Consider the following 12,069-nt stretch of genomic DNA (forward strand, 5'->3'; position numbering starts at 1 on the left):
CTTAACCCTCCTGCTCACGCAAACGACGGCGTATCTCTTCAAATTCTTCCCGATCAAAATCCGGCTCCTTCTCAGCTTCTTTTTCTTCCCCGCTCTTCATCTGGACATAGTAGTCCGGCAGCACATCCTTGCGGTTGGATTTGCGGCCGGCATTACTGCGCGGCTTCTTCATCTCGGCCATGGCTTTCTCTGGGCTGTCGATTCCCGAGCGGATCCATGCGGCAGCAATCGAAGCGACAAAGTTGGGCACCAGCTTGTTGTCGCTGATCGAAAGCACATATTCCAATAACAGATTGACGATTTTCGGATCCATTTTCATCTCAGTGATCAGCTTCTCAATGATCCGCTTATCGCCATCCTGAACCGGGACGCCGTTCTGTTTTGACTGCAGAAAGGCCACTGGGGGCAGATCGTAGGGATCATCAGTTGCTTTCTTTGCCGGCTTCTTCGCCTTCATGACAAACGCCATCGAGCGCAGTTTCTCCCCATCCAGCGTATTGCTCGCATTATCCGTACAGCGGCCGACCAAAATCAACATCTCATCCGCGCCTAAGCCATACATCGTTGCCAGTTCGCCGATCAGCCGCAGATTATCATGCGTGCGGGCTTCAATCGGGAAGACGAGGTTGCTCGCCCGGCCTAAGAAACGTTCATAATCAAAGTGGATTGCCGGATGATCCCCGGCGTCGAAATTATAGGTCGGCTTGATTCTGGAGAACTGCTCTTCACTTTCGGCATCCCAGTTTTCGATAACCGAGCTTTTGAATTGTTCGGTAACTTCATCAAAGCCTTCCCGCGACAGTTCAATATGCGCCAGCTTATTCATCGAAAGCTGATATTGCTTCGCGCCCATGATCCGCGCATATAGCCGGCCTAAAACCTCATGCTTAAAAAACCGGTCGGCTTCTAGCGGCGGATACAGGACATAGATATAGTTGTCCTTGCCTTCACCGGTTTTCATGTAGCTGCGCATCAGCATCATTTCTTCCAGCTTGCGCCGCGCCCGCTCCAAGACGGTGATATCCATATTCATGATCTGACACAGCCGGCCATGCGGTTCAAAGGAACGCTGGTGCTTAGCTTCGCTGATTAACGTCAGATACAGCGCTGCCCCGGCACAGCCGACTAGCGGCTGATACAGAGACATCAATGAGTTCAGCGCGTCGGCGCCCAGCGGCCGCAACACTTCACTGCGGTATCCGTCTTTCGCTTTCAGTTCCATCTTGTTTCTCCTTGATCCACTTTAGAATCTGCCTTTCCATCGCTTCAAGATTCCCGTCATTGACAATCACGCAGGTTGAACGGCGAATTTTTTCTTCCTGGCTCATCTGTGCAGCCAGCCGTAATTCAGCCTGCGCGCGGGAAATGCCGCGGCCCTCTTGCAGCCGCTGAAGAATCATTTCCAGGGGCGCGCTGACCGTGATGATCTCATCGAATTGATTGTCCATGCCGGCCTCAAAGACCAGCGGCACCTCGGCAAACCAGAGCGGCTGTTCGCACGCCTGAGCCTGACGGTTCAGCTCATCCAGAATCAAAGGATGAGTGATCGCCTCCAGTTTCAGCCGAAGATCCTCCGCCTGAAAGACCAGCGCCGCCAGTGCCGCCCGGTCAATCTGCCCCTGATCGGTTAGAATTTCAGAGCCAAACGCTTCTATACAGCGCTGATAGCCGATTTGTCCCGGCTGCATGATCTGCCGGCTGATCGCATCGCAGTCAGCGACCGCATACCCCTGTCTGCGCAGGATCGCACTCAGCGTCGACTTCCCGCTTCCGATCACGCCGGTAATCGCAGTTTTGATCATATTCGATTCCCGTTCCTCTCTTTTTCTGACAATGCGGACAATAGTAGGTGCCCCGCTGGGCCACCGTAATTTTCTTAATTTCGCCCCCGCACAGTGGACAGGCTTCGCCCTCGCGGCCATGCACCTGAATCTGTAATTGAAAGCGGCCGGTCACTCCCAAGGAGGACGTATAACTGCGGATTGAACTGCCTCCGGCTTCAATCGCCAAGCTCAGAATCTGCCGGGCTACTTCCGGCAGCGCTTCAAGCTGGGCTCGGGTCAGCTGATCGCTGCGCTTGCGCGGATCAATCCGCAGCGCAAAACAGATTTCGTTGGCATAAATGTTGCCGACACCCGCGACAAAGTGCTGATCCAGCAGACATTGCTTTATCGGAAGCCGGCGTTTTTTCAGAAACGCGCGGCAGTAATCCGGATTAAACTGATCGCTGAACGGCTCCGGTCCCAAATCATGAAAATGCTCCAGATCCCCATCCAGTTCCAACAATTCCATCGTTCCGAATTTGCGCGTATCGTGATAGCGCAGCTGCGTTCCATCATCCAGACCCATGATCACATGAACATGCTTGGACAGTGGCTCTTGCGGCAGCTGCACATAAAATTTGCCTTCCATCCGCATGTGGGCGATGAAATACAGATCATCCATCTGAAAGATCAGATATTTCCCGCGCCGTGAAAACCGGCGGAAATGCTGCCCGGTTAAACGCCGGCAGAATTCGGCTTCCTCCATTTGAATCATTTTCGGCACCCGCACCTCGACGTGCTCAATCCGGCGGTCTTGGATCAAAAGCTCCAGCGTGCGGACTACCGTTTCAACCTCTGGCAGCTCCGGCATCTTATTTCGCCTCGTACCAGGTCTTACCGACCTTCGTTTCCGCCACCAGCGGCACCTTCAGTTCCATCGCATGCTCCATGCCTTCCTGAATGACGGCGCACAGCGCATCCAGTTCAGTTGGCAGCGCATCAAAAATCAATTCGTCATGCACCTGCAGAATCATTTTGGATTTCAGACCTTTCTCCGCCAGCGCTTTGTCAATGCGGATCATCGCCAGCTTGATCAGATCAGCGGCCGATCCCTGAATCGGCGCGTTCATCGCCGCCCGTTTGCCAAATTCCCGCGTCATGTAATTCTTGTCGTGGATTTCCGGCACTTCACGCCGGCGTCCCAGCATAGTCGCGGTATAGCCATGCTCCTGGCAGAATTCAATCACCTGATCCATGTACTTGGAAATGTTCGGATAGCTTTGCAGATAGCGTTCAATAAATTCCTTGGCCTGAGCCCGGCTGATATCCAGCTGCTGCGACAGACCGAAATCAGAGATTCCATAGACGATCCCGAAATTCACCGCCTTGGCTTGGCGGCGATGCTGGGCGTCAACCTGATCCAGCGGAATCTGGAACACGTCGGATGCGGTTTTGGTATGAATGTCAACGGCATGCCGGAAAGCCTCCAGCAAGCCCTGTTCATCCGCCATGTGCGCCAGCATCCGCAGCTCAATCTGCGAATAATCGGAAGCGACCAGGACATTGCCCTCACTCGGCAGAAACGCCTTGCGGACTTCACGCGACTGTTCATCACGGACGCTGATGTTCTGCAGATTCGGCTCGGTGGATGACAATCGGCCGGTCTGGGTTGCGCATTGATTATAAATCGTATGGATCCGGCCATCCGGATGGATGTATTTTTTCAAGCCTTCCGCATAGGTGCTGTAAAGCTTCTGATATTTTCTGAATTCCAGCAAATCCGCGATAATCGGATGGATGCCGAGCAGCTTTTCCAAAACATCGGCCGACGTTGAACGCTTCTTGCCGCTGGTTGGCAGTCCCAGTTTATCAAACAGGACCTCGCCCAACTGCTTCGGGGAATTAATGTTAAAGGTTTCTCCCGCTGCGGCATAAATCGCATCGGTCAGCTCATCCAGGCGGGCCTGCGTCTGACGGGCAATATCATCCAGCGTCTGCCCATCGATCCGAATGCCTTCTTTTTCCATTTTATACAAGACGGACGCCAACGGCATTTCCACTTCATAAAACAGCGCACGCATTTCCATTTCGTTCAGCTTCGGCTCGCTGTCCTTCCACAGCTTGTCGATCAGCTGGATTTTCTGGGCACACAGCTGCTGATGAAGCTGCGGTTCCGGCAGCTTCATCTTGCCAGGTTTGCCATACACCTCATCCATCGTCACCCGTTCATTGAATCCGAATTTCTCGCGGATCTTCTGATCGCTGGTCAGCGTGGAATCGCACAGAAAGGCTGCAATCATCGAGTCGATCCGCATGCCGTTCAGCGTGAGTCCAGCCCGGTCAGCCAAATGCAGGCAGGCCTTGACATCGTATACGATCTTCGTTTTTTCACCCGCCAGATAATCCAGTAAGTTTTCATCCTGACGGACATTCTCAATCGTCATGTATACACCCTGACCCGCATACGCCAGCGCCAGCCCATGAACATCGGCAAAATACACTGACGGCTGATCCTGATCAAGCACCAGAACGGCGTTATCCTGCATTAAAGTCTGCGGACAGCGCTGAACCTCAGTGATCGTCAACGCCGGGATGTCCGGTGTGTTGGTCTCGGCCTGCTGCTGAATCTCAGAATCCAGCTTATTCGCCAGCGAGTTCATTTCATAGCGCACGTAGAACTGACGCAGCGGTTCAGGCGTAATGTGAAAGGCAAACTCTTCCGTTTCAAACGGAATCTCAACATCGGTTTTGATCGTCGCCAGCTTCTTGGACAGCAGCGCCTGCGCTTGAAAAGCTTCGACGTTTTCCTTCAGCTTGCCTTTCAGCTGATCCGTATTGGCAATCAGATTTTCCACGGTTCCAAACTGTTCCAAAAGCTTTAAGGCCGTCTTTTCCCCCACCTTGGGAATGCCCGGAATGTTGTCGGATGCATCGCCCATCAGGCCCTTGAGATCCCGGATCTGATCCGGTGTGATTCCCATCTTTTCCTTTAAGCTGGCGACCGTCATTTCCTCAATATCGCTGATCCCTTTTTTCATCAGCCAGACCGAGGTCGTATCATCGATCAGCTGCAGCATATCGCGATCCGAGCTTAAAACATTGATGTCCCAATCCGGATATTTTTTGATCATAGATCCGATGATATCATCGGCTTCGATATCCGTCATTTCAAACTGCTTGATCCCGGCGGCTTCCAAATATTCCCGCGCGATCGGAAACTGCTCCACCAGAGCCTCCGGCGTTTCCTTGCGTCCGCCCTTATATTCAGCGAACAGCTCATGCCGAAAGGTATGCTTGCCCTTATCAAAAGCGACCAGCATTGCATCCGGCTGGATGATCTGCACCGCCTTGTTGATCATCATCGCAAAGCCGTAAATCGCATTGGTCGGAATGCCGGTTGAGGTGGACATTGGCCGCATAAAGGTTGCATAAAATGCTCGAAAGAGCATGGAATTCCCATCGACTAACAACATTTTCTTCATGGATTAATCTCCTTCTGTTTTTCAATTTGATTCAGTCTTTATTTTACCATAAGCCCCGGTGAATATCAAAACAAGCGCTAACGTCTTTCCCGCTTTCCTAGCCCCAACAAAACCGCCTGAAACTGTTCACACTGGGAAACGGCAGCACTTCTGCAAAGATCCGGCGCAGAATAAAAAACGCAAAGAGAATCGCTTCCCTCTGCGCTGTTTGATCAAAACATTCTAATTGAATCCGTACCTTGTTTATTCGTCATCCTCTGCGGCATCGGCATCCGCAGCCGGTTCCTGAACTGCCGGATTCAAATCATCTTCCGCCATGCTTTCCAGCTGATTCAGATTTTCGACCATGATCGACATGTAATCTTTATTATCCTCACGCTGATCTGCCGATAAGCTGGACAGATTGCTTAAATCCACCCGCTGCAGATTCAATTCCTCTGACAGCTGATTAAACAAAGCAAGCATATCCTCGGTCATATTCGGTTCATAGGCGATATACTTGACATTATCCTCCATGATTTTGGTCTTGATGATATCCAGCTGCCGGGCATTGGGCAGCACGCCGTACTTCGATAAAATGACCGGATAGACCTGAATCCCGTAAGTCTTCTGCCAGTTGCCGAAGCTAGCAGTCATCGAAACGAACTTGATCGTCTTCTTTTCATTTTTCAATGTGCTGGACAAACTCTGATATTCCGCATCCAGCCGCACCAGCTCGCTTTCCAGCTGACTGTAATTTTCTTCAAAATAACGGCTTTCCTCGACATAGTTTTCACACAACCAGTCACGGATCTCCTTCGCCATGCTCGTCATCGCGATCGGATCCATCCACAGTGTCAAATCCTTTTCATTGACGTCAATCGCATCGAATGCATCGCCCTTATAATACGCACTTTCGACAAACTGCTCAACGTCGTTGGCGATAACGCGGGTATAACGCTTAAAAGAATAGATTGAATTGTTGACCGACAGATCCTTCACGGCAGCCGAGCTGGATGAACGGATTTCCGGCAGCACCAGCTGAAAATACGGTTCGAGCTGACCGATATGCAGCACCAGATCCGCATCCTTCACGCGCTCTTTCAGATCCGCGGCGGCACTGGCGCGCTGCACGATCACCTCGTCCTGCAGACTTTGAATTTCAATTCGGTCACCGCCGATCTTTTCCAGAAGATATCCCAGCGGATAAACCGTATATACTACCTTTTTCTTATCGGTTGCGCAGCCAGTCAAAGACGTCAGCAGCAAGCCCAGAAGAACGAGAAGAATAATTTTCTTTTGCATGGATGGTCCTCACTTCCTTTTAGGATTATAGCATATTCTGCCCTTGAAAAAAACCCTCTTCCGCATGCCTTCTTCCCGTCCGCTGTATGTTTGAAAAGTTGACTTTCAGATCAGCCAGTCCCGCGGTTTAGAGCGGATCGGCCGGGTCTTGCCAAATCGCCGCATCAGCCATTGTTTTTCATCGATCAGCCCGTCTTGCTCCAGAATGACGTTATGCCGCTGTCGGTACAGATCCTGATGACGGTGCAGCTTCAGCGGCAGCCGGCGCGGATGAATCAGCCGATACAAATAAAATTGTTCTGCCTGATAAGTCCGCTGACGCCAGCTGAGCACATTGACAAAAAACAGAAATCCAAACACACCCAGCGTCATTGGATTGCGGTTCATCCATTGGACAAACACAATCGGCGTCAGAATAGCCGACACTACAAACGTTAACGACTGCGCCGTTTTATACGGCAGCCAGCAGTGCCGCAGCGATTGAACGATTCGGCCTCCGTCCAACGGATACAGCGGCAGAATGTTGAACAAAAAGACGGAACGGTTGATGTTCAGCACCCATTCCAGCATCACCGGTGATATCCAGCCCAGCTGGGCCAAGCCGCCGTAAAGCAGCGGAATTAAACCATGCATCGCCAACCCGCCCGCCAGGATCACAAGCTCCTCCCATCCGTCCCGATCACCGAAATGTTCCAATGTCAGCGCTAAACCAAACGGCAGAATCGAAAGCTGGCGGATCGGATAATGGAAGAAGCAGGCCCAGAAAGCATGGCCGCTCTCATGCAGCGCGAGAATGAAAAAGATATGAGCTAAAGGCGTCGCCGCGTGAGAAAAAAAAGCCAGGGCTGCCACCAAGATGGTAAAACCGCTGACTTTGATTTTAATCTTCATCGCCCATTGCCCGCTGCAGCGTCACCGGCTGGCCTTGTTCGCTGAATTCCAGGTAAACCGCATCCTGCACGGCCCCGATTGCCGTCCCCTTTAAAATCCGGTCGTTGGGATGGACCTGAACCTCCATCAGCGCACCATAGGTCACTAAGACGCCGTTATCCTGTTTCACCATCACGATGGAACCACTTTCCTGCTCGCCGATATACAGCACTACGCCATCCGCGATGCACTGCACCTGATTGCCCTGCGCCGGCTTATAATAATGATCCTGAATCAGCTCATAGCTGACCGTCGCAGCCACCGGCTGATCCTTGCCAAACCAGGTTTCAAACGGCAGCCATGCCGATAAGGATTTAAAATGCAGCTTTTCCGCAAGCGCGTCGATCTGTTGGAGAACTGGCTTCGGATCAATCCATTGCTGCTTCTCGTTGATCATCCAGCCCAGTCCCAGGCTTGCCCCCACCATCGCCAGCATCGCTAAGCCGTAAATCAGTGTAAATAACGGACTCCCCGAGGCTTCATAAGAATGGCTTATTGGGGTTTTGCGGCGGGCGGATATGCGTTTTCTGATATGTTTGATCTCACTCATGGCTGATCTCCTTCCCTGTTACTACTGTATGCTGTCATCCAAAAGAAAAAGAACGGCAAACCGTTCTTTTATTCCTCCTCGGTAGGCAGCGGATCATAGCGCTCATTGCGAAAACGAACCAGGTTGACGATCACCCGCAAGCTCATAAACACAGGAATAGAAATCATGATTCCAAGCGGACCTAACAGCATTCCGCCCGCAAACACACACAAGAGCGTCCACAGCGGAGGAACCTGCGAGCTGCGGGAATGCACGATCGGCGCAATGATGTAGGCATCCACCATCGACAGCACGCAGATCCCGCCGATCAAAAGCAGCACATTGGGCAGCGGCAGCGTAAGCGAGGTCAGGATCCCGATAAAATTCGCAATCGTCGCCCCGAAATACGGAACGATCAGTCCAATCGAAGTCAGCAACGCGATCGTGACCGCGCTTTTATGTCCGATCAGCATATACAGCAGCGAATACTCAATAAACTTGATCGCCATCAGCATGAGCATCGAATGCAGATATCCGCTGATCTCCGCATTGACGGCACTCAGATAGATCGGCAGTTCCTTGTCAATCGTACGCGCTAAGCTAAAGATCGTCTTGCGGATCTTCTCAAAGTCAAACAGCACATAAACCGAAATGATAAACGCAAACACCGCGTTGGTCAGAAAGGAAAGCACCTTGGATATCAGCTGCGGCAGGATTGCCGAAAAATTCGGCAGCCAGCTCTTGGTATCATTCAAAAGCGTCGTAATCTGCTGGAAAATCCCAGCGACCAGAATATTCGGCACATTTTCATTGATTTCAACATACTGCTGATAAAGCCAGTTCAAGCCGGAAATCATCGAATTGATCAGCTCGGTCGTCTTATCATAAACCATCGGCACGACCATCATCAGAATGCCGATCAAAAGCATCAGCATCCCCAGACAGACTAACGGGATGGCAATCTTTCGGGATACGCCCTTTTTCTGCAGAAATTCAATAAACGGATGGACGACATAAGCGATCACAAAGCCGACCAGAAATGGGGTTAAGATTAACCGCAGCGTCGTCAGCCAGCTCATCCAGACATTGGAGGTCAGCGACAGAAAATACAGGATCAGCAGGATCAGCAGGACCTTTAAAAGATTCTTCAATGACAGCTGTTCCTTAAAATAGGCGTTCATTTTATGCAGCCAGCCCATGCGTCATCCCTCCCCTTACGTGCTTTTATTTTAGCATTATTCAGATCAAAAGAAAACCGAAAGAACCTTGAAACGGAAAGCTGAAATCCGAAGATAGAAGAAAAGGACAAAAGGATTTTTCCTTCTGTCCTGTCGCTGACCTGGCTTAAAGCGCTGTTACAGACCTGCGTTAAACGAGCGAAGTTCCGCCGTCAACAACGACATGCTGACCGGTGACATAGCTGGACGCATCGCTGGAGAAAAACAGAATCGGACCGCTGACTTCCCCGCGCCGTCCCGGCCGGCTCATCGGACACTGAGCGCTGTAGCCCTGTAAGAAAGCTTCTGATTTGAACAGCGTATTCTGCGTCATTTCCGACTCGAACAGTCCCGGGCAAACCGCATTGACGGTAATGTTGAACTGACCGTAGGAACAAGCCATACCCAAGGTCAGACCGAGCACCGCCGCCTTGGACGTATTATAAGCATGACGGATAAACATGTCGTTCTTGTCGCCGATCAGCGCGTTGACCGAGCTGATGTTGACAATCTTGCCATAGTTCTGAGCTTTCATGTGCGGGATCACATACTTGCACATCAGGTAAATGCCTTTGACGTTAATGTTCATCGAACGATCCCAGTCCTCCTGACTCAAGGTGTCGACACCGCCGCGCACCGCAACTCCGGCGTTGTTGAGCAGAATGTCAATTCGGCCAAAATGATCAATAACGGTTTCGATGGCCTTTTCAATGCTGGCTTCATCCGTAACGTCGCAGCCGACCGGCAGCGCATCAATCCCTTCCGCCCGCAGCTCCTGAGCCAAGGCTTCCAGTTTGTCCTGACGGCGGGCAAGCAGAGCCACATTAGCGCCCGCTTTGGCATACGCTCTGGCTGCATCCGCGCCCAAGCCGCTGGACGCTCCGGTTACCACAGCAATTTTTCCAGTTAAATCAAACATCAGTAAATCCTCCTTCCGGACAGATTTCTGTCCTTTGTAAGTTCAGTATAACAGGAAATCCTGATTTTGATTTAGGCATTTATTAAAATATGCCGTAATTTCACAAGTTAGAAAATGAACAATGAAAATAACCGGAATTTTTTTCAAATTCCGGTTACAACTAAAGAGGAATATCCCATGAACAAGTCTGTATCGTTACCACAGTGAATTGAAATGGACTCGAGATATTCAAGCAAGCCAACTTTGGAAAACCGATTATTCATAGTATTCTCGAAAACTCTACCTAGAAGATAACCCCTAAATCAATCATTGATTCAGATGGAGCATTTTCATATGACCAACTGGCAAAGCATTGTGGGTACCACCGATTACAGCTGAAAGGAAAACTAGTCTACAGCAGCTTGAGGAAATTTCAGCTGATGGAGAACAACGAAAAATAGCTGATCCGGCTCAGGGAAATCAAGAAACTTTGTTATAGAAATACATGAAATACTTTAAAGAGTGAGTTTTTGCTCCTTATATAGCGTTGTTTCTCTAATTCGAGTCCCTTTTGTTAAATAAAGCCTAATTTTTCAAAGCAGTTATCGGAACAACATATACACCGTCAGGTCTCATGTATGCCGCATTTGACATACCGCATATCACAGCCATTACAGAAGGTACTTTGCCATTTTCCGCAGCGATTTTGTCTCGTATATCAATGAGATTCGCTGCTGCTTTGTCAATTTGATTTGCGCCAAGTTTGATCTCAAATGCACACCATCGACCATCTTTCAATTCAACAACAGCGTCAATCTCTCGATTAGCATAGTCTTGATAATGGAAGACTTGCGCAGCAAATGCCTCTGCATAGATTTTTAGGTCTCTTTCACAAAGCGACTCAAACAAGAACCCGAATGTCTCAAGATCGTTAATCAGTCTATCCGGAGTCGCATTCAATAACGCACACGCCAGCGCAGGATCGCAGAAATGTCTTTTTTCTGCTTGCTTTACACGTACCGAAGAGCGGATATTCGATGAGAACGGCTTTTGATTATCCAAAAGGAAAAGCCTCTCAAACACATCAAGATATTTTCCTAAGGTGTCATAGTCAAGCGATTCGTCATCAATATCTTTAATATCATTCTCCAATTTTTTCTTGGTAGCTGTTGTGCTTTCATTTCTCGCAAGAGACCGCAGCAAAAGCCGCATCTTATCGATATCATACTTTATACCGTCGATCCTTTGCGCATCATCTGTCAATATAGTCTCGATATAAGACTCGGAAATCAGTTGCGCATTTTCAATCGGAATGTCCATTGCACCGGGAAAACCGCCACGAACAATATAGTTTGCAAGATCTCTCAAGGCCACTTCACCGGTCAATGCAGGAGTCATTTTGCCTTCACATAAGTCTTCCAGTGAAATCTTACCGGAAGAATCACCGGACTCATAAAGGGACATTGTACGCATTCTCAGTTTTCCAATACGGCCCACGCCGCTATGCACTCTTTTTCCTTTCCTCTTTGGGATAGATGAACCAGTCAAAATAAACTGGCCGCGCAGCCCTCTTTGGTCAACGGTATAACGAACTGCGTCCCATAGAGCTTCTACTTCCTGCCATTCATCAATCAATCTTGGAGTTTCACCTTCAAGGACTAACGATGGGGACATTTCTGCCAATCGTCTATTCTGAAAATTGTTTGCCGAATCTGCAATGAGGAACTCACTGTTTGCGTGATAGGATGAAATCCAGGTTTTTCCGCACCATTTCGGTCCTTCGATACATACAGCACCAAAGGTGTCTAAATATCGCTCCACCTGTTTATCCATAATTCTTGCTTTGTATTTCTCTACATCAGCAATTTTATTCACGTCGTATCCCGCCTTTCTATCTAACTATTATTATACCACATTAGGCACAATTCGCTAATATTGTTCGGCATAATTCAGCTTGATTATTCGG

At 49.7% G+C, this 12,069-nt stretch carries 10 protein-coding genes; all 10 read right to left on the reverse strand.

Going from position 1 to position 12,069, the window contains the following annotated elements; genetic code table 11:
• Position 1: 1 nt before the first annotated feature.
• Positions 2-1,222: a DnaD domain protein gene (locus BN162_RS03735; protein WP_020223734.1), complete on the reverse strand. Its 1,221-nt coding sequence runs from the start codon at positions 1,220-1,222 to the stop codon at positions 2-4.
• Positions 1,188-1,802 carry a dephospho-CoA kinase gene (gene coaE / locus BN162_RS03740; protein WP_020223735.1) on the reverse strand — a complete coding sequence of 205 codons (615 nt, stop codon included), beginning with the start codon at positions 1,800-1,802 and terminating at the stop codon, positions 1,188-1,190. The genes BN162_RS03735 and coaE overlap by 35 nt, the downstream gene beginning before the upstream one ends.
• Positions 1,714-2,634 carry a bifunctional DNA-formamidopyrimidine glycosylase/DNA-(apurinic or apyrimidinic site) lyase gene (gene mutM / locus BN162_RS03745; RefSeq protein ID WP_020223736.1) on the reverse strand — a complete coding sequence of 307 codons (921 nt, stop codon included), beginning with the start codon at positions 2,632-2,634 and terminating at the stop codon, positions 1,714-1,716. The genes coaE and mutM overlap by 89 nt, the downstream gene beginning before the upstream one ends.
• A 1-nt stretch (position 2,635) precedes the next feature.
• Entirely contained in the window at positions 2,636-5,245 is a 2,610-nt protein-coding gene (gene polA / locus BN162_RS03750; protein ID WP_020223737.1) for a DNA polymerase I, read from the reverse strand.
• Positions 5,246-5,488: 243 nt separating this feature from the next.
• Positions 5,489-6,529, reverse strand: coding sequence for a metal ABC transporter solute-binding protein, Zn/Mn family (locus BN162_RS03755; RefSeq protein ID WP_020223738.1), 1,041 nt, complete (start codon positions 6,527-6,529; stop codon positions 5,489-5,491).
• Positions 6,530-6,634: 105 nt separating this feature from the next.
• Positions 6,635-7,420, reverse strand: coding sequence for a site-2 protease family protein (locus tag BN162_RS03760; RefSeq protein ID WP_020223739.1), 786 nt, complete (start codon positions 7,418-7,420; stop codon positions 6,635-6,637).
• Positions 7,410-8,009: a peptidoglycan DD-metalloendopeptidase family protein gene (locus tag BN162_RS03765; RefSeq protein WP_020223740.1), complete on the reverse strand. Its 600-nt coding sequence runs from the start codon at positions 8,007-8,009 to the stop codon at positions 7,410-7,412. The genes BN162_RS03760 and BN162_RS03765 overlap by 11 nt, the downstream gene beginning before the upstream one ends.
• A gap of 68 nt (positions 8,010-8,077) precedes the next feature.
• Complete coding sequence (locus tag BN162_RS03770) at positions 8,078-9,187, reverse strand: AI-2E family transporter (RefSeq protein WP_020223741.1); 1,110 nt, start codon at positions 9,185-9,187, stop codon at positions 8,078-8,080.
• A gap of 169 nt (positions 9,188-9,356) precedes the next feature.
• Positions 9,357-10,124: an SDR family NAD(P)-dependent oxidoreductase gene (locus BN162_RS03775; RefSeq protein ID WP_020223742.1), complete on the reverse strand. Its 768-nt coding sequence runs from the start codon at positions 10,122-10,124 to the stop codon at positions 9,357-9,359.
• 564 nt (positions 10,125-10,688) lie between these two features.
• On the reverse strand, positions 10,689-11,978 hold the full coding sequence (locus tag BN162_RS03780) for an ATP-binding protein (RefSeq protein WP_020223743.1): 1,290 nt from the start codon (positions 11,976-11,978) through the stop codon (positions 10,689-10,691).
• Between the last annotated feature and the right edge of the window lie 91 nt (positions 11,979-12,069).

This window comes from Holdemania massiliensis AP2 (genome assembly GCF_000327285.1).
GTDB classification, from domain to species: domain Bacteria; phylum Bacillota_I; class Bacilli_A; order Erysipelotrichales; family Erysipelotrichaceae; genus Holdemania; species Holdemania massiliensis.

Coding starts and splice junctions, on each gene's coding strand:
- BN162_RS03735 (WP_020223734.1), bottom strand. CDS start 1,222: ATGGAACTGAAAGCGAAAGACGGATACCGCAGTGAAGTGTTGCGGCCG.
- BN162_RS03760 (WP_020223739.1), bottom strand. CDS start 7,420: ATGAAGATTAAAATCAAAGTCAGCGGTTTTACCATCTTGGTGGCAGCC.
- BN162_RS03765 (WP_020223740.1), bottom strand. CDS start 8,009: ATGAGTGAGATCAAACATATCAGAAAACGCATATCCGCCCGCCGCAAA.
- BN162_RS03755 (WP_020223738.1), bottom strand. CDS start 6,529: ATGCAAAAGAAAATTATTCTTCTCGTTCTTCTGGGCTTGCTGCTGACG.
- mutM (WP_020223736.1), bottom strand. CDS start 2,634: ATGCCGGAGCTGCCAGAGGTTGAAACGGTAGTCCGCACGCTGGAGCTT.
- coaE (WP_020223735.1), bottom strand. CDS start 1,802: ATGATCAAAACTGCGATTACCGGCGTGATCGGAAGCGGGAAGTCGACG.
- polA (WP_020223737.1), bottom strand. CDS start 5,245: ATGAAGAAAATGTTGTTAGTCGATGGGAATTCCATGCTCTTTCGAGCA.
- BN162_RS03770 (WP_020223741.1), bottom strand. CDS start 9,187: ATGGGCTGGCTGCATAAAATGAACGCCTATTTTAAGGAACAGCTGTCA.
- BN162_RS03775 (WP_020223742.1), bottom strand. CDS start 10,124: ATGTTTGATTTAACTGGAAAAATTGCTGTGGTAACCGGAGCGTCCAGC.